General features: G+C 66.0%; 18 protein-coding genes and 7 tRNA genes. 17 read left to right on the top strand and 8 right to left on the bottom strand.

The genetic code is table 11. The annotated features are described in order from the left end of the window. Nucleotides 1–238 precede the first annotated feature (238 nt). The 9 genes from gltX (at nt 239) to AB4Y35_RS33705 (ending at nt 3,530) form a co-directional block, all read left to right on the top strand. Nucleotides 239–1,660 carry a glutamate--tRNA ligase gene (gene gltX, locus AB4Y35_RS33745; protein WP_368707839.1) on the top strand — a complete coding sequence of 474 codons (1,422 nt, stop codon included), beginning with the start codon at nt 239–241 and terminating at the stop codon, nt 1,658–1,660. Nucleotides 1,661–1,906: 246 nt separating this feature from the next. Further along, a tRNA-Ala gene (locus AB4Y35_RS33740) sits at nt 1,907–1,982 on the top strand. A 55-nt stretch (nt 1,983–2,037) separates the two neighbouring features. Beyond that, nucleotides 2,038–2,113 (top strand) — tRNA-Glu (locus AB4Y35_RS33735). Between the two features lie 75 nt (nt 2,114–2,188). Continuing rightward, a tRNA-Asp gene (locus tag AB4Y35_RS33730) sits at nt 2,189–2,265 on the top strand. Between the two features lie 71 nt (nt 2,266–2,336). Next, nucleotides 2,337–2,412: transfer RNA gene (locus tag AB4Y35_RS33725), tRNA-Glu, on the top strand. A gap of 82 nt (nt 2,413–2,494) precedes the next feature. Continuing rightward, nucleotides 2,495–2,571 (top strand) — tRNA-Asp (locus tag AB4Y35_RS33720). 82 nt (nt 2,572–2,653) lie between these two features. Then, nucleotides 2,654–2,729: transfer RNA gene (locus tag AB4Y35_RS33715), tRNA-Glu, on the top strand. A 93-nt stretch (nt 2,730–2,822) separates the two neighbouring features. Next, a tRNA-Asp gene (locus AB4Y35_RS33710) sits at nt 2,823–2,899 on the top strand. Between the two features lie 166 nt (nt 2,900–3,065). After that, nucleotides 3,066–3,530, top strand: coding sequence for a GNAT family N-acetyltransferase (locus AB4Y35_RS33705; protein WP_342921395.1), 465 nt, complete (start codon nt 3,066–3,068; stop codon nt 3,528–3,530). Between the two features lie 18 nt (nt 3,531–3,548). Here AB4Y35_RS33705 and AB4Y35_RS33700 read toward each other — a convergent pair whose 3' ends face one another. Continuing rightward, nucleotides 3,549–4,493, bottom strand: coding sequence for a helix-turn-helix domain-containing protein (locus AB4Y35_RS33700; RefSeq protein ID WP_368707838.1), 945 nt, complete (start codon nt 4,491–4,493; stop codon nt 3,549–3,551). A 114-nt stretch (nt 4,494–4,607) separates the two neighbouring features. On the opposite strand from AB4Y35_RS33700, the gene AB4Y35_RS33695 reads away from it, so the two are divergent. Then, the gene (locus AB4Y35_RS33695) at nt 4,608–5,015 is read left to right on the top strand and encodes a gamma-glutamylcyclotransferase (RefSeq protein WP_368707837.1); all 408 of its coding nucleotides are present in this window, start codon (nt 4,608–4,610) and stop codon (nt 5,013–5,015) included. 96 nt (nt 5,016–5,111) lie between these two features. Here the strand turns inward: AB4Y35_RS33695 and aceB are convergent, their stop codons facing one another. After that, nucleotides 5,112–6,704 carry a malate synthase A gene (gene aceB, locus AB4Y35_RS33690; RefSeq protein ID WP_368707836.1) on the bottom strand — a complete coding sequence of 531 codons (1,593 nt, stop codon included), beginning with the start codon at nt 6,702–6,704 and terminating at the stop codon, nt 5,112–5,114. A gap of 68 nt (nt 6,705–6,772) precedes the next feature. After that, entirely contained in the window at nt 6,773–7,546 is a 774-nt protein-coding gene (locus tag AB4Y35_RS33685) for a haloacid dehalogenase type II (RefSeq protein WP_368707835.1), read from the bottom strand. A 165-nt stretch (nt 7,547–7,711) separates the two neighbouring features. Here AB4Y35_RS33685 and AB4Y35_RS33680 point away from each other — a divergent pair, with 165 nt between their 5' ends. Beyond that, on the top strand, nt 7,712–8,614 hold the full coding sequence (locus AB4Y35_RS33680) for a LysR family transcriptional regulator (RefSeq protein WP_254352784.1): 903 nt from the start codon (nt 7,712–7,714) through the stop codon (nt 8,612–8,614). Nucleotides 8,615–8,806: 192 nt separating this feature from the next. After that, nucleotides 8,807–9,241 (top strand): universal stress protein, encoded by a 435-nt coding sequence (locus AB4Y35_RS33675; RefSeq protein WP_028204090.1) that lies wholly within the window; start codon nt 8,807–8,809, stop codon nt 9,239–9,241. A 245-nt stretch (nt 9,242–9,486) separates the two neighbouring features. Here the strand turns inward: AB4Y35_RS33675 and aceA are convergent, their stop codons facing one another. The 3 genes from aceA to AB4Y35_RS33660 form a co-directional block, all read right to left on the bottom strand. Continuing rightward, on the bottom strand, nt 9,487–10,794 hold the full coding sequence (gene aceA, locus AB4Y35_RS33670) for an isocitrate lyase (RefSeq protein ID WP_324159905.1): 1,308 nt from the start codon (nt 10,792–10,794) through the stop codon (nt 9,487–9,489). Nucleotides 10,795–11,214: 420 nt separating this feature from the next. Next, complete coding sequence (locus AB4Y35_RS33665; protein ID WP_368707834.1) at nt 11,215–12,933, bottom strand: DEAD/DEAH box helicase; 1,719 nt, start codon at nt 12,931–12,933, stop codon at nt 11,215–11,217. 415 nt (nt 12,934–13,348) lie between these two features. Then, a complete protein-coding gene (locus AB4Y35_RS33660; protein WP_368686155.1) occupies nt 13,349–13,618 on the bottom strand; it encodes an acyl-CoA-binding protein in 270 nt (89 codons plus the stop codon). A 189-nt stretch (nt 13,619–13,807) separates the two neighbouring features. Here AB4Y35_RS33660 and tsaB point away from each other — a divergent pair, with 189 nt between their 5' ends. The 4 genes from tsaB (at nt 13,808) to AB4Y35_RS33640 (ending at nt 17,130) form a co-directional block, all read left to right on the top strand. Next, the gene (gene tsaB, locus AB4Y35_RS33655) at nt 13,808–14,617 is read left to right on the top strand and encodes a tRNA (adenosine(37)-N6)-threonylcarbamoyltransferase complex dimerization subunit type 1 TsaB (RefSeq protein ID WP_368707833.1); all 810 of its coding nucleotides are present in this window, start codon (nt 13,808–13,810) and stop codon (nt 14,615–14,617) included. Continuing rightward, nucleotides 14,614–15,108: a ribosomal protein S18-alanine N-acetyltransferase gene (gene rimI, locus AB4Y35_RS33650; protein ID WP_368686153.1), complete on the top strand. Its 495-nt coding sequence runs from the start codon at nt 14,614–14,616 to the stop codon at nt 15,106–15,108. Before tsaB ends, rimI begins: the two co-directional genes overlap by 4 nt. After that, the gene (locus AB4Y35_RS33645; protein ID WP_368707832.1) at nt 15,095–16,087 is read left to right on the top strand and encodes a uracil-DNA glycosylase family protein; all 993 of its coding nucleotides are present in this window, start codon (nt 15,095–15,097) and stop codon (nt 16,085–16,087) included. The genes rimI and AB4Y35_RS33645 overlap by 14 nt, the downstream gene beginning before the upstream one ends. An 83-nt stretch (nt 16,088–16,170) precedes the next feature. Continuing rightward, nucleotides 16,171–17,130: a DUF1853 family protein gene (locus AB4Y35_RS33640; RefSeq protein WP_368707831.1), complete on the top strand. Its 960-nt coding sequence runs from the start codon at nt 16,171–16,173 to the stop codon at nt 17,128–17,130. Nucleotides 17,131–17,146: 16 nt separating this feature from the next. Here the strand turns inward: AB4Y35_RS33640 and thiD are convergent, their stop codons facing one another. Further along, nucleotides 17,147–17,953, bottom strand: coding sequence for a bifunctional hydroxymethylpyrimidine kinase/phosphomethylpyrimidine kinase (gene thiD / locus AB4Y35_RS33635; protein ID WP_368707830.1), 807 nt, complete (start codon nt 17,951–17,953; stop codon nt 17,147–17,149). A 119-nt stretch (nt 17,954–18,072) separates the two neighbouring features. Continuing rightward, entirely contained in the window at nt 18,073–19,383 is a 1,311-nt protein-coding gene (lplT, locus tag AB4Y35_RS33630; protein WP_368707829.1) for a lysophospholipid transporter LplT, read from the bottom strand. 220 nt (nt 19,384–19,603) lie between these two features. Here lplT and alr point away from each other — a divergent pair, with 220 nt between their 5' ends. Next, nucleotides 19,604–20,674, top strand: a complete 1,071-nt coding sequence (alr, locus tag AB4Y35_RS33625) for an alanine racemase (protein ID WP_368701846.1) — start codon at nt 19,604–19,606, stop codon at nt 20,672–20,674. Nucleotides 20,675–20,685: the final 11 nt, after the last annotated feature.

The following is a 20,685-nucleotide window of genomic DNA, read 5'->3' as shown; positions in this document are numbered from 1 at the left end:
ACGGGGCGTCCGCACACGCGCTGCGGGCCTCGCCCGCAGGCCGAAGCGGTGCATGGCGGGTATAATCCCGTCTCTAATTTTCCGGATTCCCGTTCGTGTGCGCGAGGCTGCGCGCGCCCCGGCGTTCCCGCGCTAGCCGCGCGGGCCGAACGCGCCGCGAACCCCGGCCGTCCGCCGCCGTCGCTGCCTGTATCGCCAGCGCCGCGCTCCGGATGGCATCGTCTTCGAGTAATCGCCCATGACTACCTCTGTTGTCCGTACCCGCTTCGCGCCGAGCCCGACCGGCTTCATCCACCTCGGCAACATCCGTTCCGCGCTTTACCCGTGGGCGTTCGCACGCCACAACAAGGGTGTCTTCGTGCTGCGGATCGAAGACACCGACCTCGAGCGTTCGACGTCGGAATCGGTCGATGCGATCCTCGAAGGCATGGAGTGGCTCGGCCTGAATTTCGACGAAGGTCCGTTCTACCAGATGCAGCGCATGGACCGGTATCGCGAAGTGCTCAAGGATATGCAGGAGCAGGGCCTCGTGTACCCATGCTACATGTCGACCGAAGAGCTCGACGCGTTGCGCGAGCGCCAGCGCGCCGCCGGCGAGAAGCCGCGCTATGACGGCACGTGGCGCCCGGAGCCGGGCAAGGTGCTGCCCACGCCGCCGGCGGGCGTGGAGCCGGTGCTGCGTTTTCGCAACCCGCTCACGGGCGTGGTGGCATGGGAGGACGCCGTCAAGGGCCGCGTGGAGATCTCGAACGAAGAGCTCGACGACCTCGTGATCGCGCGCCCGGACGGCACGCCGACCTACAACTTCTGCGTGGTCGTGGACGACCTCGATATGAAGATCACGCACGTGATTCGCGGCGACGACCACGTGAACAACACGCCGCGCCAGATCAACATCCTGCGCGCGCTCGGCGGCGAGCCGCCGGTCTACGCGCACCTGCCTACCGTGCTCAACGAGCAGGGTGAAAAGATGAGCAAGCGCCACGGCGCGATGAGCGTGATGGGCTATCGCGACGCTGGCTATCTGCCGGAAGCGGTGCTCAACTATCTCGCGCGTCTGGGCTGGTCGCATGGCGACGCCGAAGTATTCACGTGCGAGCAGTTCGTGGAGTGGTTCGATCTCGAGCATCTCGGCAAGTCGCCCGCGCAGTACGACCACAACAAGCTCAACTGGCTCAACAACCACTACCTGAAGGAAGTGGACAACGCGCGCCTCGCCGAGCTTTCGAAGCCGTTCTTTGCCGCGCTCGGCGTGGACGACGCGGCGCTCGCCAGGGGGCCATCGCTCGAAGGCGTCGTCGCGCTTTTCAAGGACCGTGCGAACACGATCAAGGAGATCGCCGAGAGCGCGATGATGTTCTATCGCGAGCCGCAGCCGGAAGCCGAAGCGCTGGCGCAGCACATCACGGACGCCGTGCGCCCCGCGCTCGCCGATCTCGCCGTCGCGCTCAAGGGCGCGGAGTGGACGAAGGCGGGTGTCTCGGCCGCGCTGAAGGCCACGCTCGCCACCCACAAGCTCAAGATGCCGCAGCTCGCGATGCCGGCCCGCTTGCTCGTGGCGGGGACGACGCACACGCCGTCGGTCGATGCGGTGCTCGTGCTGTTCGGTCGCGATGCAGTGGTGAGCCGCCTCGAGAAGGGCATTTCGGCTGGAAATTAAATTTTTTGAAGAATTTTTCGCCCGGACCCTAGCGCCCGGGCGGCAGTTCTTGTAGTATTCGGGCTCCGTTGAATACGGAGCGCGAGAGAGTCGCCAATAAGCGGCAAATGAGCAGTAAATCTCACGCAAAGAGCCGCAGAATCGGGCAACGATGTTTCAAGGAAACCTCGAAGCGCTTCAAAAAACGATTCAAAAGCTCTTGACGAAAGCGAAATTGATGTTTAAAATCTCGCTTCTGTTCTGCAAGGGGGTATAGCTCAGCTGGGAGAGCGCTTGCATGGCATGCAAGAGGTCAGCGGTTCGATCCCGCTTACCTCCACCAACAGAACACGCAGTAAGCAGTAGAGTGCGGTAAAGGCATTATCTGAAAAGATCATGTCCCCTTCGTCTAGAGGCCTAGGACATCACCCTTTCACGGTGAGTACAGGGGTTCGAATCCCCTAGGGGACGCCAGACATGAGCGTCGTCAATGAGATTGGCGAGGCATCAGGTGGAAATCAACCGACATCCATCTGACTGTGTCGAACTGGAGCGGTAGTTCAGTCGGTTAGAATACCGGCCTGTCACGCCGGGGGTCGCGGGTTCGAGTCCCGTCCGCTCCGCCAGATCGAGCCCGTTCAGAAACTGTGAGCGGGCTTTTTAGTTAAAGTGACGATTACAGGCGCAAGCCCGTGTTGTCCCCTTCGTCTAGAGGCCTAGGACATCACCCTTTCACGGTGAGTACAGGGGTTCGAATCCCCTAGGGGACGCCAAATCAAAATGCGGCGCCAAAGTGTAGTGTGGCGACGCCGCCAGCGGGAATCGACCGACGCCCGCCGGTGTGAGCAGCAAGCTGGAGCGGTAGTTCAGTCGGTTAGAATACCGGCCTGTCACGCCGGGGGTCGCGGGTTCGAGTCCCGTCCGCTCCGCCAGATTCAAAGCCGTTCCGACGTTGCTTCGGCAACTGCGAACCGCTGCAGTTCAAAGGTGTAAGCCTGCGCTTATACCCGTGTTGTCCCCTTCGTCTAGAGGCCTAGGACATCACCCTTTCACGGTGAGTACAGGGGTTCGAATCCCCTAGGGGACGCCAAATCAAAATGCGGCGCCAAAGCAGTAGTACTGCGAGCAGTGTGGCGACGCCGCCAGCGGGAATCGACCGACGCCCGCCGGTGAGCAGCAAGCTGGAGCGGTAGTTCAGTCGGTTAGAATACCGGCCTGTCACGCCGGGGGTCGCGGGTTCGAGTCCCGTCCGCTCCGCCAGAACGAAGCCCGTTGGATACGTCCAACGGGCTTTTTCTTTTTCCACAGACGTTTCTCCCGCGTCCATCCGCATCCTTCATTTCGTTGGCCGTACGGACAATCTGCGATTGCCGGCGGCCGCGCGTTATCGTAGCGTTGTCGAAACCTGGTTTCCTCGCTTGCCGACATGTTCGCACCGAACGACATCCCATCGCCGTTTCAGCTGCGCCGCGCCACCATGGACGATTTCGAGTTCGCGGAGACGCTCACGCGCAACAACATGGGTGGCTACTATCTGCGGCATCACCTTGTCTGGCGCGGTGATCTCTTTCTGGCGAGCTATCGCGAGTCGGAGAATTTCATCCTCGAACTCGACGGCGAGCCGATTGGCGTGCTGCGCGTGACGCAGGAGGGCGACTCGCTGCACATTCGCGACGTGCAGATCGCCCAGGGGTATCGCGGCAATGGCGCCGGTACGTTCCTGCTCGACATCTCGCACCAGTGGGCCCGCGAGCGCGGCCTGCGCGAGTTGCAGCTGCGCGTGTTCGTCGACAATCCGGCGGCGCGTCTTTATCTGCGCATGGGGTATCGCGTGGCGGGTCCGAGGCTTGCTCGCCTCGGCTCGATTCGCCACATGACGCGGCTCGTCTGACGCTGGCCAGTCACTCGCTCAACCCACGTGGTCGTCACGCCCGGCGGCCACGGAATCTTCCGGTTCGTCGTAGTCGCGATCGCCTGTGCCGCGCGCGATGAAGGCGCGCGGGCTCTCGCCGAAGGCGCGGCGAAACATCGCCGAAAACGCACTCTGGCTCTGGTAGCCGAGTTCCTGCGCCACGACGGCCATCGGGCGTCCCTGATTGAGCAGCGGGATCGCGCGCGCGAGGATCGCCTGCTGACGCCATTGCGAAAAGCTCACCCCGAGTTCCTGACGAAAGAGCCGTGCGATCGTGCGCGTGCTCGCGCCCACGTGAGCAGCCCAGTATTCGAGCGAGCCGGGTCCCGCCGGGTCGGCGATCAGCGCTTCGCACAGCGCGCGCAGGCGCTTTTCCTCGGGCATCGGCACGGCGAGCGGCAGCGGCGCCGAGCGCGTGATCTCGTCGAGCGCCAGCGCGCCGAGCAGGCGCTCGCGCGCGGTGGGAATGCCGCGCTCGTCGAGGGCCGCGATTGTCTCGCGCAGGAGGCCCGAGACCTCGACCACGCGGCACGCGCCGAGGCCGGGCGGAATCACCGATTCGTCTACGTAGAGCGTGCGCAGGAACGCGTCCTCGACGATCGCCACTTCGTGTGTGATGTGAGGCGGCACCCAGATCGCGCGCGAGGGCGGCACCATCCACGTCGTGCCCGGCGTCGCCATACGCAGCACGCCGCGCGACGAGTAGGCGAGTTGCGCCCACGCGTGCGTGTGCTGCGCGATGCACACACCGGCCGGCATGGGCCGCGAGCGCACGCGGATGGGATGCGTGGGTGTCGGCGCGAACTCGGGCGGGATATCGACGAGTTCGGCGCGCGGCAGCGCCGCGTTGCGAGCGCCGCTGGATGCGGAGTTGGGCAGGTCCTCGGGCATGACGGGCAGGGCGGCGGGTTTGGCGACGACTTTGGCGATAAGCGCATTCATTGTAGACGTCTCGCGCGCGAAGGCTTGGGCCGCACGCATTTATGGCCGGGCATAATGTGGGCGAATCGACAGCGTGCTCGTGTGGCGCGAGCCGCCCTGAAGGAGAGAAAAGCCATGAAATACGTGTTCGTCTACGGCACGCTGCGCGCGGGCGAGATCAACGACATCAACCTCGCGGCGGATCGCAACGCGATCGCGCGCCCGCGGCACCTCGGTCTCACCACGCTCGCCGGCCGGCTCTTCGACTTCGGCAGCTACCCTGGAATGGTGGCCGGGTCGGCGGGTGCGAAATCGACGGTCGTCGGCGACGTCTACGAAATCGACGACGCGCTCCTCGCCGTGCTCGACGAAATCGAGCAGGTGTATCCGGGCGTCGACAATCTGTTCGTTTCGCAGGAAGTGGATATCGAGGTGCAGGGCGAACGCATCGCTTGCCTCTACTATCCGGTGGCGTCCGCCGCCATTGCCGGGCGCCCCGAGATCGCAGGCGGCGACTGGGTCGCGCATCGGCGCACGCGCTGATCGCTCTCAAGACGCGGCGCATGAAAACACGAAGGCCCGGCGGGCTCACACCCGCCGGGCCTTTTTCATCGGCGATTCGTTAGACGTGCCGAGCGATTAGATCTCTTCGTACAGCGGCAGCGTCAGGAACTCGACGAAGTTTTCCGACGTCGACATCTGCTCGAAGATCTGCGCGGCACGCTCGTACGGCTTCGTGTCGCCGCCGACCGACGCCTTCACCTTGTCCAGCTCCTGCGGGATCAGTTCGCGCACGAGTTCGGCCGTGACCTTGCGGCCGTCTTCGAGCTTGCCCTTGGGCGAGCGGATCCACTGCCACACCTGCGAGCGCGAGATTTCGGCGGTCGCGGCGTCTTCCATCAGGTTGTGGATCGGCACGCAGCCATTGCCCGCGAGCCACGAACCGAGGTAGTGGATGCCCACGTTGATGTTGTTGCGCAGGCCCGTTTCGGTGATCGGCGCTTCCGGACGGAAGTCGAGCAGATCCTTGCCCGCGACATTCACGTCCGCGCGCTGCTTGCTGATCTGGTTCGGCTTGTCGCCGAGCACCTTCACGAACTCTTCCATCGCGATGGGCACGAGGCCCGGGTGCGCCACCCAGCCGCCGTCGTAGCCGTCGGTGGCGTCACGCGCCTTGTCCGAACGCACGCCGCCCATGGCCTTGTCGTTGGCGGCCGCGTCGTTCTTGATCGGGATGAGCGCGCTCATGCCGCCGATCGCCGGTGCGTTGCGCTTGTGGCAGGTCTTGAGCAGTTCGAGCGCGTAGGCGCGCATGAACGGCACCGTCATCGTGATCTGCGCGCGGTCGGCAAGACAGAAGTCCTTGTCGTTCTTGAACTTCTTGATCGCCGAGAAGATGTAGTCCCAGCGGCCGGCGTTCAGACCCGAGCTGTGTTCACGCAGTTCATAGAGGATTTCGTCCATCTCGAACGCCGCGAGGATCGTCTCGACCAGCACCGTCGCGCGGATCGTGCCGCGCGGAATGCCCACGCCTTCCTGCGCCGCGACGAAGACGTCGTTCCACAGACGCGCCTCGAGGTGGCTTTCCATCTTCGGCAGATAGAAGTACGGGCCGCTGCCGCGCGCGATCAGTTCCTTCGCGTTGTGGAAGAGGTAGAGCGCGAAGTCGAAGATGCCGCCCGACACACGCTGACCGTCCACCGTCACGTGCTTCTCGTCGAGGTGCCAGCCGCGCGGACGCACGATCAGCGTGGCGGTCTTGTCGTTGAGCTGGTAGGTCTTGCCGTTCTGTTCGAGCGAGATCGTGCGGCGCACCGCGTCCTTGAGGTTGAGCTGGCCGACGATCTGGTTTTCCCAGTTCGGCGCGTTCGAGTCCTCGAAGTCGGTCATGTACGCATCCGCGCCCGAGTTCAGCGCGTTGATGATCATCTTGCGCTCGACCGGGCCCGTGATTTCCACGCGGCGGCATTCGAGATCCTTCGGCAGCGGCGCGATCTTCCAGTCGCCTTCGCGGATCGATTTGGTGTCGGCAAGAAAGTCGGGGCGCTCGCCGGCGTCGAGGCGCTTCGTGCGCTCGACGCGTGCCTTCAGCAGTTCCTGGCGGCGCGGCTCGAACGCGCGGTGCAGCTTCGCGACGAGTTCGAGCGCTTCGGGCGTGAGGATCGTTTCGAAGCCGGGCTGGATGTCAGCCGTGATCTGCATGCCTTGCGGCAGCTGCAATGTGTTCGCCATTTGCTTGCTCCTTGGTCGGTCAGTTTGTGAATGTGTGGTTGTTGTGGCTGCGGCGAGCGGCGTGTCCGTCACGCGCCCGGGCTGGGGCGAGGGCGGCCTTGTCGTTCGGGCGCGGCGGTTTCGAGAAAGGCGGCGAGTTCTGCCATGCCGCTGCCAGTGCCATGCGGCGCCACGCCGAGCTCTTCGGCGGGTAGGCGCTGGCGGTTGATCCAGAACGTGGTGTAGCCGAACCAGCCGGCGCCGGCGGCGTCCCAGCCGTTCGACGACACGAACACCAGCTCGCGTGGCGCGGCGTCGAAGGCACCCGTGCCGAGCGAATATGCGGCGGCGGCAGGTTTGTAGGCGCGCACGGCATCGACCGACAGCACGTGGTCGAAGAGGCCGCTCATGCCGGCGCTCTTCACCGCGATGTCGAGCATCTGCGGGTTGCCGTTCGAGAGGATCGCAAGGCCCATGCGCGTGCCGTCTTCGCGTGGCTCACGCAGGCGGCGCAGCACGGGCAGCACGTCGGGGAACGCCGACAGGCAGGCGTATTCGTCCATGAGACGCTTTTCGCCCGCGCCCGTGAGCGACAGGTTCAGGCGGCGCGCGGCGTAGCGCAGCGCGTCGAGCGTGATGTCCCAGAACGGGCGATAGCGCGCGCCGGCCGGGTCGGAGAGCGTGCGCAGCTGCGTGTACTCGATCTGCTTGAGGCGCCACAGCTGCGAGAGCGCTTCGCCCTGTCCGGGGAACATCTGCTCGGCGGCGGCGACGACCGAATGCACGTCGAACAGCGTGCCGTACGCGTCGAAGATCACTGCCTTGGGAAATCGTGTCGTTGAGGGTGTCGTTGTGGCCGACATAGCCTTGCACTCCATCTTCAGAGGTCGAGGTCGATTGTATTCATGAGTCGTATCACTGAAAAAGGCGAGATTGATCACTTGATCTTTTACTTTTACCCACCTAATCTGTCGACCTGTCTTCTCTTTTCCACTGTTTCTGTCGCCCAGTGCGCGCAGCATCGACCGATGGACCGCTTCAAGCAGATCGAGACCTTCGTCACCGTGGCTGCCAAGGGCAGCCTTTCCGCCGCCGCCCAGGCCGAGGGGGTGGCGCCCGCGATCATCGGCCGGCGCATCGACGCGCTCGAAGAGCGCCTCGGCGTGAAGCTGCTCGTGCGCACCACGCGGCGCATCACGCTCACGTTCGAAGGATCGGCGTTCCTCGAGGACTGCCAGCGCATCATTCACGACATGCAGAACGCCGAGGCGAGTGTGTCCGAGGGCGGCGTGAAGGCGAGCGGGCACCTGCGCGTGTCCGCGCCGGCGGGCTTCGGGCGTCGCCATGTCGCGCCGCTCGTGCCCGATTTCACGGTTGCGCATCCGGACGTGAGCATCGCGCTCGATCTTTCGGACCGGCTCGTCGATCTCGTCAACGAAGGCTTCGACTGCGCCGTGCGCCTCGGCGAATTGCCCGATTCGTCTCTCGTGTCGCTCAAGCTCGGCGAGAACCGCCGCGTGTGCGTGGCGGCGCCCGCGTATCTGTCGCGCCGCGGCGAGCCGGAAACGCCCGCCGACCTCGCGCGCCATAACTGCCTCGCCTTCGGCGCGAGTCTGAACCAGCAGCGCGGCTGGGCGTTCCAGCAGGACGGCAAGGTGGTGTCGATCCGCGTGGCGGGCACGATGGAATGCTCGGACGGCGCCGTGCTGCATGAGTGGTGTCTCGCAGGCCACGGTCTGGCGTGGCGCTCGTGGTGGGAAGTCGGCGAGGACATCGCGGCGGGCCGGCTCGTGACCGTGCTCGACGCGTTCGCCGCTCCGCCCATCGGCATTCACGCCGTGTTTCCGCAGCGCCGCCATTTGCCGCTGCGCGTACGCCTCTTTCTCGACTATCTCAAGCATACCTACGGTCAACCCGGTTACTGGGGATAGGGGCGCCGTGCGTGTTTCCGATATCCGGAATGACCCGCACGCACGGCTTGCACTGATTTTTCGCGCACTACAATCGACCTGAGGGCCCAGGCGCTTGCTTGCGCGAGACGTCCGCCGAGTCGTTGCCCCGCGGCTTCATTCTTGACTTTGACCCTAGCCTTGCCCGTAATCCGATAGACCACGGAGGGCGCCATGTTCAAGCACATCCTCGTTCCGACGGACGGTTCCGAACTGTCGAAAAAGGCGATCGACGGCGCGATCGACCTCGCCCGTACCGTGGGCGCGCGCGTGACGGCCTACGCGTGCCTGCCGCAATATCCGTACTCGCCTTACGCCGACGTGGTGATCGAGCCGCCCGGCGACTTCCAGACGCGCAGTGAGCGAGAGGCGCGCGTGCATCTGGACGAAATCGAGGCGGCGGCGCGCAACGCAGGCGTGATCTGCGACAGCCGCACGAGCGTGCATCCTTCGCCGTATCTCGGCATCATCGAAGCCGCCGAAGCGGGCGGCTGCGACGTCATCTTCATGGCCTCGCACGGGCGTCGCGGGCTCGGCAGCCTGCTGATCGGCAGCGAGACGCAGCGCGTGCTCACCCATACGAAGATTCCGGTGATCGTGTATCGCTAGCAGGCGTGTTCGCGTGGATTCGCGATGAAGCACGAGGCCATGCTCGCCCGCTGCGTTGGCTGGGCGAGCCGCGGGCCGGATTCTGTCCAGCACGCGCGGCCTGTGTCCTTTGCCGCTTCCTCCCTGAACGTCCTGCGGCAAGCGCCTGGGCCGCGTCGGCAGGCGGCCGGCGCGCCCCGCCAAGGTACGCGTGCCGGCTGCCCGTTCGAGCGCGGCGGCTGGCGCCGCCGATGCTGCCGGTGGTCTTACGCCACCTTCTTGTCGAAGAACTGCTCGTCTTCCGTCGAACCGTGCAGCGCCGTGGTCGAAGCCTCGCGCTCGACCGTCTGCGTCACGGCGTCGAAGTAGCCGGTGCCCACTTCGCGCTGATGCTTCACGGCGGTGAAGCCCTTCTCGGCGGCGGCGAATTCGGCCTGCTGCAGTTCCACGAAAGCGCTCATGTTCTGGCGCGCGTAGCCGTGCGCGAGGTTGAACATCGAGTAGTTGAGCGAGTGGAAGCCCGCGAGCGTGATGAACTGGAATTTGTAGCCCATCGCACCGAGCTCGCGCTGGAACCGCGCGATCGTCGCGTCGTCGAGGTTCTTCTTCCAGTTGAACGACGGCGAGCAGTTGTACGAGAGCAGCTTGCCCGGGAACTGCTTGTGGATCGCTTCGGCGAACTTCTTCGCGAATTCCAGATCCGGCTTGCCCGTCTCGCACCAGATCATGTCGGCGTACGGCGCATAGGCGAGACCGCGCGAGATCGCCTGGTCGAGGCCGTTCTTCGTGCGGAAGAAGCCTTCCACGGTGCGCTCGCCGGTGAGAAACGGGCGGTCGTTGTCGTCGATGTCCGAGGTCACGAGGTCGGCGGCTTCCGCGTCGGTGCGGGCGAGCAGCACGGTCGGCACGCCGCAGACGTCGGCGGCCAGACGCGCGGCCGTGAGCTTGGCGACGTTCTCGCGCGTCGGCACGAGCACCTTGCCGCCCATGTGGCCGCACTTCTTCACCGAGGCGAGCTGGTCTTCGAAGTGCACGCCCGCGGCGCCCGCTTCGATCATCGCCTTCATCAGTTCGAACGCGTTCAGCACGCCGCCGAAGCCGGCTTCCGCGTCGGCCACGATCGGCTGGAAGTAATCGACGTAGCCTTCGTCGCCGGGGTTCTTGCCTTCGGACCACTGGATCTGGTCGGCGCGCGTGAGCGTGTTGTTGATGCGCTTGACCACCTGCGGCACCGAGTTGGCCGGGTAGAGCGACTGGTCCGGGTACATTTCGCCGGCGAGGTTGGCGTCGCCCGCGACCTGCCAGCCCGAGAGATAGATCGCCTTGAGGCCGGCCTTCACCTGCTGCATGGCCTGGTTGCCCGTGAGCGCGCCCAGTGCGTTGATGAACGGCTCGGTGTTCACGCCTTTCCAGAGCTTTTCGGCGCCGTGCTTCGCGAGCGTGTGCTCCGGCTGGAGCGAGCCGCGCAGCCGCACCACGTCTTCAGCCGTGTAGTTGCGCTTGATGCCCTTCCAGCGCGGATCGGTTTCCCATTGCTGTTGGAGTTGCTGAGCTTGCTGTTGACGAGTCGACATGGTGGGCTCCTTCGTTTGCCTGATGAGTGGATCGCTGAAACGAAACTGCTGAACCGCTGAATCTCGCGAAACGCAGGCGCCGGGGTTCTGGGTTGGGCGTTTCGTTTCGCGAACTCTTATATAAGAGTCTAGGCAAATCGATCGACCGGCAACAGGCGGGCAATGAGCTTTTTCGAGGTTTTTTATTTGAAAAAAATCAACAAGTTATGTGGTTTATTTTGAGATGTGAAACGTTATTTTCCATCTTGCAATGGGTCCCTTTGTGCCACGCAGCACGATTTTTTACGAAGCAAAAAAATTTCTCGTATCGTGAAATCTGCGCGGAGATAAAAAAAGACCGGTGCCTGAGCACCGGTCCTGGGTATTTCGCTGCGGCGGCGGGGCGGCTCGAAGGCCGCGCCGCGCGCCGTTTAGGGCGATTTAGCTGTCGCGACGTGCGCCACGCGGGCCGTCGCTACGGCGCGCGCCGTAACCGCCACCGCCTTCGCGCGAGCGGCCGTAGCCTTCGCGTTGCTGGCCGTAGCCGCCGCCACGGTTGCCTTCGCCGCCGCGCGAGCCGCCGCCGAAGCCGCCTTCACGCGAACCCGAGTTATAGCCGCCTTCACGGGCACCGTAGCCGCCGCGCGAGCCTTCCGGCTTGTTGCCCCAGCTGTTGCTGTTGCGATCGCCACCGTTGCCGCCGTTGCCGCCACGGGCGCCGTAGCCACCCGGCTTGCCGTTACCGTTGCCGAAGCGACGGCCACCGCCGTTACCACCACCCGGACGGCCGCGGCCGCCGAAGCCACGGTTGGCCGGCGGCGCCTTGCGCGGCTCGAAGCCTTCCACGACATTCACGGGCAGCGGCGAGCGCACGAAGCGCTCGATGCGCTTGAGGGCGCCTTGCTCGGCATGATGCACGAGGCTCACCGCGGTGCCCGAGCGGCCAGCGCGGCCGGTACGGCCGATACGGTGCACGTAGTCTTCGGCGAACTTCGGCAGGTCGTAGTTGAACACGTGCGTGATGCCGGGGATGTCGATACCGCGCGCCGCGACGTCGGTCGCGACGAGCACGCGCACGCGACGCTCGCGCAGCGCACGGATCGTGCGGTTACGCGCGCCTTGCGGCAGGTCGCCGTGCAGCGCGGCGCTTTCGAAGCCGGCGTCGGCGAGCTTGCCGGCGAGCTGGTCGGCGTCCATCTTGGTGGCCGTGAACACGACGGCCTGGTCGAGGCTCTCGTCACGCAGCAGGTGGTCGAGCAGACGATCCTTGTGATCGCGGTCGTCCACGTAGTGCACGGTCTGCGCGATGTTCGAGTTCGCTTCGACCTTGCGCACGATCTCGATACGCTCCGGGTCCTTCAGCAGGCGGCCGGTGATCGACGCGATCTTGCCGTCGAGCGTGGCCGAAAACAGCATCGTCTGACGCGTTTCGGGCGTCGCGGCGACGATCGTGTCGATGTCGTCGATGAAGCCCATGTCGAGCATGCGGTCGGCTTCGTCGAGCACGAGCATCTTGAGTTCGGACAGGTCGATGCGGCCGCGCTCGAGGTGATCGAGCAGACGGCCCGGGGTCGCCACGAGAATCTCGGGGTTCTTCGCGAGCAGCATCAGCTGCTGGCCGTACGCCACGCCGCCGAGAATGCTGACCGTGCGCAGACGGCGCAGGTGCTTGCCGTACGTCGAAGCGGCCGTGGTCACCTGCATCGCCAGCTCACGCGTAGGCGTGAGGACGAGCAGACCGGGGCGTGCCACCGGTTGCGGACGGCGCTGGCGGCGATCGCCTTGCTGGCCGTTCGCGCCTTGCGGGCGCGGCTCGCGCGGCTGGGCGGCCTGGGCCTTCTGGATCTGCGCGAAGCGCTCGATGGCGGGCAGCATGAAGGCTGCGGTCTTGCCCGAACCGGTCGGGCTCGAGACCAGCAGGTCGCGGCCGGCGATGGCGGCAGGAATGGCGCGTTCCTGCACGGGCGTCGGGGCCTTGTAGCCCGCTGCGATCAGCGCGGAGACGATCTCCGGCGACAGACCGAGCGACGCGAACTCCGAACCGTCGGTCGCATCGGCGGCCTGCGCGGGGGCTTCAGCGGAAGCGTCGGCGGCGGCGGAAAGACCGAGGGCCTGATCGGCGATGGCGTCCAGGGGGCTTTGGGTATTGCTCGAAGTCATGAAAATCCTTGTTACACAGGAAATAGAACGTCGGCGCCAATCGGCATACCCAAGTCGTCGGATTTTGCGAGCAAATCGAAAAACGGGGGCAATCCGCCCACAATGGCGGATTTTTCGTTAGAAGCTGTTTTGGGTGCGGCTCAGGCCGGGATTGGCCAGCCGCCAGCCTGATATTGACGGCCCGAAAAACAGGGCCATGGCAGGGGGGACAGGTTCTAAACTGGATTGGAGCTTAACGCTACGAGGCGTTGTGCTGATCGAACGGGCGACCGGAGCGCAACGCAGCGCGAAGTATAGCTTGTTTTGTTGCGGCGCGCCAGAGCGACGCACCGCGCGGGGACGGGTGCGGCGGCGTGACGCAGCAGAAGGCGGGGCGGCCCGCCTCCGTCACGCGCGCCGTGTCAGTTGCGCGGGTTCAGCTCGTGGCGCCGCTCTTGAGCGATTCGACGAGTTCGACGTATTGCTGCCTGGCCGTTTCCTGCGCGGTGCCTTGCAGCGCGGCCCATGCCTCGTACTTGTACTTGCCGACGATATCGGTGAAGCCGGGCTTGTCGCCGTGCACGTCGCCTTCGGTGGCCTGCTTGAAGAGTGCATAGAGGCGCAGCAGCGTCAGATTGCCAGGACGCTCCGGCAGTTGCTGCACGTCTTGCTGGGCTTGGGCGAACTGTGTGTTCAAGTCGCTCATGGTTGTTTCCTCCGCATAGTGGTTCAGGTCAGCGCGCCGATGGTAGCAGCGCAGACCCCGGAAAAGCTGGAGCGATTCCTCCACTCGCGCCGGGCATGGATGAGTCAAAAGCGGCCTTGACGCCTGCGCATCCGCCAGTTGGCGAGAGCCCTGGGCCCGCGCGGGGGGCGGGGCATTACAATAGCGCTCATGACCGAAACCGTGCTGCTTGCCCTCGATACTTCGACCGAATATTGCTCGGTCGCGCTGCTTCGCGTCGCCCCTGGCGACGCAGATCGTTCTCCCTCTACAGGCGGCGAGGCCGCTACCGCGTCGCGCTCGGAAGTCAGCGTCTGGGTGCGCCACGAAGCCACGGGCGCCGTCTCCAGCACGCGGCTCCTGCCGGCCATCGGCGAATTGTTCGACGAAGCCGGCCTCACGCTCGCCGACTGCGATGCGATCGCGTTCGGCGCGGGTCCGGGCTCCTTCACGGGGCTGCGCACGGCGACGGGCGTGGCCCAGGGGCTCGCGTTCGGCCTCGATATCCCGGTGGTGCCCGTGGGCACGCTGCTCGTGTGTGCGGAGAGCGCGCGGCTGCGCGATCCCGCCGCGACCCGCGTGCTGGCTGCGCTCGACGCGCGCATGGACGAAGCCTACTGGGCCGACTACGCGTGGGACGCCGCAGCCGGCGACTGGCGCACGCTGCAGGCCGCATCGCTCGACTCGCCGGAGCACATTGCCGCGCCCGACGCACCGTTCACGCTGGCGGGCAACGCCGCCGCCGCGTTCGGCGCGCGCCTGACGGCGGCTGCCGCCGCGCGCACGATCGACGCCGAGGCGCTCCCGCACGCGTTGCCGCTGGCGCACGCGGCGCTGCGCGCGTATCGCGCGGGCCGCACGCAACCCGCCGACCAGGCCGCGCCCGAATACGTGCGCAACAAGGTCGCGCAGACCACGGCCGAGCGGCTTGCCGCGAAGGCCGCCGCCCACGGTGGCGCAGGCGGCGAGGGCGCGCAATGAGCGGCGTGCTCATGACCGACCGCTACCTGTCGCCGATGACCGAGAGCGACCTGGACGAAGTCGCGATCATCGAGCGCTCCGCGTACGAGTTTCCGTGGTCGCGCGGCAACTTCGAGGACTCGCTGCGCAACGGCTACTACGGGCTGTGCATGCGTCACGTCACCGGCACGCTGATCGGCTATTGCGTGTTGATGCCCGTGGTCGACGAGATGCATCTGCTGAATCTGTGCGTCGCGCCTCAGGCGCAGGGGGCGGGCGCGGGGCTCGCCATGCTGCGCGAGGCGGTGCGCATCGCGCGCATGCAGGGTCTCGAAGGCCTGCTGCTCGAAGTCCGGCCGTCGAATCACCGGGCAATCCGGCTTTACGAACAGTTCGGTTTCGTCACGATCGGCCGCCGCAAGAACTACTATCCGGCCCGGCATCACAGCCGCGAGGACGCACTCGTGATGCGTTTTTCTTTTGCAGGGGAGGGCGCGGATGTCGCTCGATGAGATCGCGCTGGAGGAGCTTGGGCTCGCGCCGCGCTGGGTGCGTAAAGGGGCGCGGGGTGCCGCGCCGCTCGAAGCGGGTCGCGAAGGTGAGGCCGTTGCGCCGTCGTCCGCGGTGACGCGCGCCGAAGCCGAAGCGCAGTTGGCGTCTGCGGTGCCGGTCGTGCAAACCACGCGTCCGGTCGCTGCGCCGCAGCCGGCCGAAGCACGACCGGCCGCCGAGGAGCGCTCGCAACCGTCGCAACCCGTTGCGCGCGCCGCTTCGCCATCGACGCTCGCACCGCATTCGTCCGACGAACCGCCGCCCCTCACCGACGAAGATTTCGCCTGGTTCGACACTGTGGCCCAGCCGGTTCTGCCACACGACGCCGAGCCGGATCGGGCTGGCGGCGCACCGCGCAACGATGTCGCGACGCTCGACTGGGACGCGCTCGCCGAACGCGTGGCCTCGTGCACGCGCTGCCGCCTGTGCGAAAAGCGCACCAACACCGTGTTCGGCGTAGGCGATCGCGAGGCCGACTGGATGCTGATCGGCGAGGCGCCCGGTGAGAACGAGGACCGCCAGGGCGAGCCCTTCGTCGGCCAGGCAGGCAAGCTGCTCGACAACATGCTGCGCGCGCTCTCGCTCGCCCGTGGAGAGAACGTCTATATCGCGAACGTCATCAAGTGCCGCCCGCCTGGCAACCGCAATCCGGAGCCCGAAGAGGTCGCGCGCTGCGAGCCGTATCTGCAGCGTCAGGTGGCGCTCGTGAAGCCGAAGATCATCGTCGCGCTCGGGCGATTCGCGGCGCAGAGCCTGCTCAAGACCGACGGCAGCATCGCGTCGCTGCGCGGACGCGTCCACGAGTACGAGGGCGTGCCCGTCATCGTCACCTATCACCCCGCTTATCTGCTGCGCAGCCTGCACGACAAGGCGAAGGCCTGGACCGACCTTTGTCTCGCGCGCGACACCTGGCGCGCGGCGTCCGGCGGCGAGCAATGAACGCCGCGCGGCCCGCGGACGGTTCCGGCGCCCAAGGTGCCGGGGGCGACGGCGGGCCGCAAGATGAGGCTGGGTCTCAACACGTGCCCGGTACAGGCGCGAACCGCGACGGACTCGATCGCCTCGCCGATCCGGCCGTGCGCGACCTCGCGTGGCTGCTCTTCAGCGCCGATCTGTTGCGTGCGCAACCACCGCTAGCGCCGCTGGCGCAATGGTGCGCCGATGCCGACGAAGCGCACGCCACGCGCGACTGGCTCGCGCAACTCGATCGCGATCCGGCGCGTCTGCACGAAGCGCTTCTGGCCGCGCCGACGCATCGCCTTGGCCGCTATGCCGAAAACCTGCTGGGATGGTTTCTCGCGCATGGACCGGCGGCGCGGCTCGTCGCGCAGAACGTGCCGCTGCGGCGTGCCGGGCTCACGCTCGGCGAATGCGATTTTCTCGTGCGCACGCGCGCCGGAGAACGTCTGCATTGGGAGCTGGCGGTGAAGTGCTACCTGCACGCAGGACCCGGCGGTGACGCACGTGCCTCGCTTGCCGAATTCGTCGGGCCGAATCTGCGCGATCGCTTCGATCTGAAACTTACGCACCTGCGCGACCGTCAACTGCGGTTGAGCGCGCACGAAGCATTCGCCTCGCTGGGCTACGAAGGCCAGTGGCTTGCGCAGATGTTCGTGAAGGGCTGGCTTTTCTACCGGGCGGGAGAGGCGGCGCCGTCACGCGTGGAAGACGCCCCTGAACTGGCCGCCGATCATGGACGCGGCTGGTGGGTGACGCGCTCGGACTGGCCGGCGTTCGCCGGGCAACAGGCGGCCGATGGCTGGAGCGTGCTGCCGAGGCTCGCGTGGCTCGCGCCGCGCAGGCTGGCGGCTGCGCCCACCGTCGACCCCAACGCGTTACTCGACGCGCTGGCCCGGCCAGACGACCCCGTACTGATCGCGGCATTCACGGTCGACAGCGCAGGCGGCTACCGCGAACAGTCGCGCGGCTTCATCGTTCCCGACGACTGGCCTGCTCGCGCCGCGACATTTGCACGTCAATGAGCGCGAGCAAGCACGCTCACCACCAGCGCCAGAAATGATGCACGGGGCCGACGCCATGACCGACGTCGAGCCGATCACTGGCTTCCAGCGCCGCCGTCAGATACTGCTTGGCTTCGCCAACGGCCGGGGCGAGCGCGCCGCGCTGCGGCCACAGTGCGGCAATCGCAGACGAAAGCGTGCAGCCCGTGCCGTGCGTATTCGTGACTGGCACGCGCGGGCCGCCCAGGCGCAGTGTGCCGCCGGCCTCGATGAGCCAGTCGGGGCTGTCCGCGCTGCCCAGATGCCCGCCTTTCATCAGCACCGCCTGCGCACCGAGCGCGCGCAGCGCTTCGCCTTGCTCGACCATCGCGGCTTCGTCTGCGGCGGGCGGCACACCGAGCAACGCGGCGGCTTCCGGCAGATTCGGCGTGACGACGCCCGCTAGCGGCAGCAGCTCGTCGCGCAGCGCAGCGACGGCTTCGGGCGCGAGCAGGGCGTGATTGCTCTTCGAGATCATCACGGTGTCGAGCACGACGCGCGGCGGCCGATGGCGGCGCAGCGCGTCGGCGACGGCGCGCACGATCTGCGCGTTGGCGAGCATGCCGATCTTCACGGCATCGATGCGGATGTCGTCGAACACGGCGTCGAGCTGCGCCGTGACGAAACCCGCGTCGGGCGCGTGGATCGCGGTGACGCCGCGCGTGTTCTGCGCGGTGAGCGCCGTGATGACGCTCGCGCCGTACGCGCCGAGCGCGGAGAACGCCTTGAGGTCGGCCTGAATGCCCGCACCGCCGCCCGAGTCGGAGCCGGCGATCGTGAGAACGTTGGAAATCGGTGAAGTCATGGCAGCGTCAGGTGCGCGTCGCGCGCGGCCGGGTCGACAAGACGTGCCGCGCGTGCGCAGGGAGGAAGGATCGATTCAGCAGACGTGGCGGCCGGATGGTGTGCGCACAGGCACGCCCGTCAATGCCTGTGATTTTCGCCGATCAGGGCGACCGAGTCGAACGAGCGTTGATTCGCCTGGTGGCGGCGCATCACGAGCCACATCATCAGACAGACGAAGGTGCCGAACAGCACGATCACGATGGTCACCGGGACGTCGAGCCAGACGAGCACGGCATAGAGGCACAGCATCACGAGCACCGAGAGGTTCTCGTTGAAGTTCTGCACGGCGATCGAGTGGCCGGCGGAGAGCAGCACGTGGCCGCGGTGCTGGAGCAGCGCGTTCATCGGCACGACGAAGAAGCCCGACAGGCCGCCCACGACCATGAGGAAGAGGTACGCGAAAATCAGGTAGCCGGGAATGCGCATGTGGCCGATATGCAAGCCCCAATGCGGCGGAAAGAGATGGCGCGTGTAGAACGCCATCAGCATGACCGCAAGACCCATGATGATGCCGACCGGCAGCACCGAGAGCGACTTCTTGAGCGGCACGCGCGCGGCAGCGATCATGGCGCCGGCCGCCACGCCGACGGCCACCACGGCCTGCAGCACCGCGCCTTCGGAAAGCGACATGCCGAGCGAGACTTCTGCCCATTTCAGCACGATGAACTGCAGCGTCGCGCCCGCGCCCCAGAACAGTGTCGTGACCGCGAGCGAGATTTGCCCGAGCTTGTCGCTCCAGAGCGTGTTGAAGCAGTCGGCGAAGTCGGTGATGAGGCGAATGACACCGTGCTGCTGGCGCGGGTAGCGTGCGCCGGTGTCGGGAATGCGCAGATTGAAGAGGGCGGCGATTACGTAAATCACCATGATGACGACCATCGCGGCTTCGGCGGGCGTGCTGATCGCGGCGGGCGTATGGCGCAGCACATGCGAGGCGATGTGGGGGCTGATCAAAGCGCCGCCGAGTACGGTGCCGAGAATGATCGAGCCGACTGTCGTGCCCTCGATCCAGCCGTTGGCGGCGACGAGGCGCTCAGGCGGCAGCAGTTCGGTCAGGATGCCGTACTTGGCGGGCGAATAAGCCGCAGCGCCGAAACCCACTACGCCATAGGCCAACAAGGGGTGGGTGCCTGCCAGCATCATCGCGCAGCCCACGACCTTGATCGTGTTCGTGATGAACATCACGCGGCCCTTGGGGCGGGAATCTGCGAAGGCGCCGACGAAGGCGGCAAGAACGACGTAGGAGAGGACGAAGAACAGCTTGAGCAGCGGCGTCATCCAGTTCGGGGCGTTGAGGTCTTTCAGCAGTGCAATTGCAGCGATGAGGAGCGCATTGTCGGCCAACGACGAAAAAAACTGCGCGGCCATGATGGTGTAAAAGCCTTTTTTCATCTGATGCGATGCTTTCCTCGCTGCGGTCCGTCCGCCCCGGACGGGTGGGAGGCATCCGGGCTTATTACGTTCGAAATGGGTTGTGCGCAGGGCTTTATATCACGAAAATAGGTGCATTCGGACTAGCACAATCCTTGAGCGCCCGTCAGGCGGGCCTGCGGGGTGCTGAAAACACCCTGTAAGCTCCTGATTCGAAAGCGTCTTTGCGAAAAAATCTCCCATGCCGCGCCCCCTCTCAGCAACGATTCACACCGCCGCTCTCGCCAATAACCTCGCCGTCGTCCGCAAGTACGCGCCAAAGTCGAAAATCTGGGCCGTGGTGAAGGCCAACGCCTACGGGCACGGGCTTGCGCGCGCGTTCCCCGGCCTGCGCGCAACCGACGGTTTCGGCCTGCTCGACCTCGAGGAGGCCGTGAAGCTGCGCGAACTCGGCTGGGCCGGGCCGATCCTCCTGCTCGAAGGTTTTTTCCGGCCGACCGACATCGACGTGATCGACCGCTATAGCCTTACGACCGTCGTGCACAGCGACGAGCAGATGCGCATGCTCGAAATGGCGCGTCTGTCGAAGCCGGTCAACATCCAGCTCAAGATGAACAGCGGCATGAACCGGCTCGGCTACACGCCGGAGAAGTACCGTGCCGCATGGGAGCGTGCGCGCGCCTGCGCGGGCATCGGCCAGATCACGCTGATGACGCACTTCTCCGACGCCGACACGCCGCGCGGCGTCGGCGAGCAGATGGAGACGTTCGAGCGCGGCGCGCAAGGCATTGCCGGCGCGCGCAGCCTCGCCAATTCGGCGGCCACGCTCTGGCATCCGTCGACGCACTTCGACTGGGTGCGCCCCGGCATCATTCTTTATGGCGCGTCGCCATCGGGCTTCGCCTCGGCGCTCGAAGGCACCGGTCTGCAGCCGGCCATGACGCTCGCGTCCGAACTGATCGCCACGCAGCATGTGGCCGAAGGGCAGACCGTTGGCTACGGCTCGATCTTCACGGCGCGCAAGCCCATGCGCATCGGCGTGGTGGCGTGCGGTTATGCCGACGGCTATCCGCGCGTCGCGCCCGAAGGCACGCCCGTGATCGTCGACGGCGTGCTCACGCATGTGGTGGGCCGCGTCTCGATGGACATGCTCACCGTCGACCTCACGCCGGTGCACACCGCGGGCGTGGGCGCGCGCGTGGAACTGTGGGGCAACAATCTGCCGATCGACGACGTCGCGAAAGCCTGCGGCACGATCGGCTACGAGCTGATGTGCGCCGTTGCGCCGCGTGTTCCCGTGCGGGCCGAATAACGCCATGGCAA

Origin of the sequence: Paraburkholderia sp. EG286A, assembly GCF_040965375.1 — a bacterium.
Classification (GTDB): Bacteria; Pseudomonadota; Gammaproteobacteria; order Burkholderiales; family Burkholderiaceae; genus Paraburkholderia.
Note: the sequence above shows the minus strand (reverse complement) of the source record. Positions and strands in the feature narration are given on the sequence as shown.

Excerpts from the sequence above, each read along its gene's own strand:
- gltX (WP_368707839.1), top strand. The coding sequence starts at position 239 with ATGACTACCTCTGTTGTCCGTACCCGCTTCGCGCCGAGCCCGACCGGC.
- AB4Y35_RS33705 (WP_342921395.1), top strand. The coding sequence starts at position 3,066 with ATGTTCGCACCGAACGACATCCCATCGCCGTTTCAGCTGCGCCGCGCC.
- AB4Y35_RS33700 (WP_368707838.1), bottom strand. The coding sequence starts at position 4,493 with ATGAATGCGCTTATCGCCAAAGTCGTCGCCAAACCCGCCGCCCTGCCC.
- AB4Y35_RS33695 (WP_368707837.1), top strand. The coding sequence starts at position 4,608 with ATGAAATACGTGTTCGTCTACGGCACGCTGCGCGCGGGCGAGATCAAC.
- aceB (WP_368707836.1), bottom strand. The coding sequence starts at position 6,704 with ATGGCGAACACATTGCAGCTGCCGCAAGGCATGCAGATCACGGCTGAC.
- AB4Y35_RS33685 (WP_368707835.1), bottom strand. The coding sequence starts at position 7,546 with ATGTCGGCCACAACGACACCCTCAACGACACGATTTCCCAAGGCAGTG.
- AB4Y35_RS33680 (WP_254352784.1), top strand. The coding sequence starts at position 7,712 with ATGGACCGCTTCAAGCAGATCGAGACCTTCGTCACCGTGGCTGCCAAG.
- AB4Y35_RS33675 (WP_028204090.1), top strand. The coding sequence starts at position 8,807 with ATGTTCAAGCACATCCTCGTTCCGACGGACGGTTCCGAACTGTCGAAA.
- aceA (WP_324159905.1), bottom strand. The coding sequence starts at position 10,794 with ATGTCGACTCGTCAACAGCAAGCTCAGCAACTCCAACAGCAATGGGAA.
- AB4Y35_RS33665 (WP_368707834.1), bottom strand. The coding sequence starts at position 12,933 with ATGACTTCGAGCAATACCCAAAGCCCCCTGGACGCCATCGCCGATCAG.
- AB4Y35_RS33660 (WP_368686155.1), bottom strand. The coding sequence starts at position 13,618 with ATGAGCGACTTGAACACACAGTTCGCCCAAGCCCAGCAAGACGTGCAG.
- tsaB (WP_368707833.1), top strand. The coding sequence starts at position 13,808 with ATGACCGAAACCGTGCTGCTTGCCCTCGATACTTCGACCGAATATTGC.
- rimI (WP_368686153.1), top strand. The coding sequence starts at position 14,614 with ATGAGCGGCGTGCTCATGACCGACCGCTACCTGTCGCCGATGACCGAG.
- AB4Y35_RS33645 (WP_368707832.1), top strand. The coding sequence starts at position 15,095 with ATGTCGCTCGATGAGATCGCGCTGGAGGAGCTTGGGCTCGCGCCGCGC.
- thiD (WP_368707830.1), bottom strand. The coding sequence starts at position 17,953 with ATGACTTCACCGATTTCCAACGTTCTCACGATCGCCGGCTCCGACTCG.
- lplT (WP_368707829.1), bottom strand. The coding sequence starts at position 19,383 with ATGAAAAAAGGCTTTTACACCATCATGGCCGCGCAGTTTTTTTCGTCG.
- alr (WP_368701846.1), top strand. The coding sequence starts at position 19,604 with ATGCCGCGCCCCCTCTCAGCAACGATTCACACCGCCGCTCTCGCCAAT.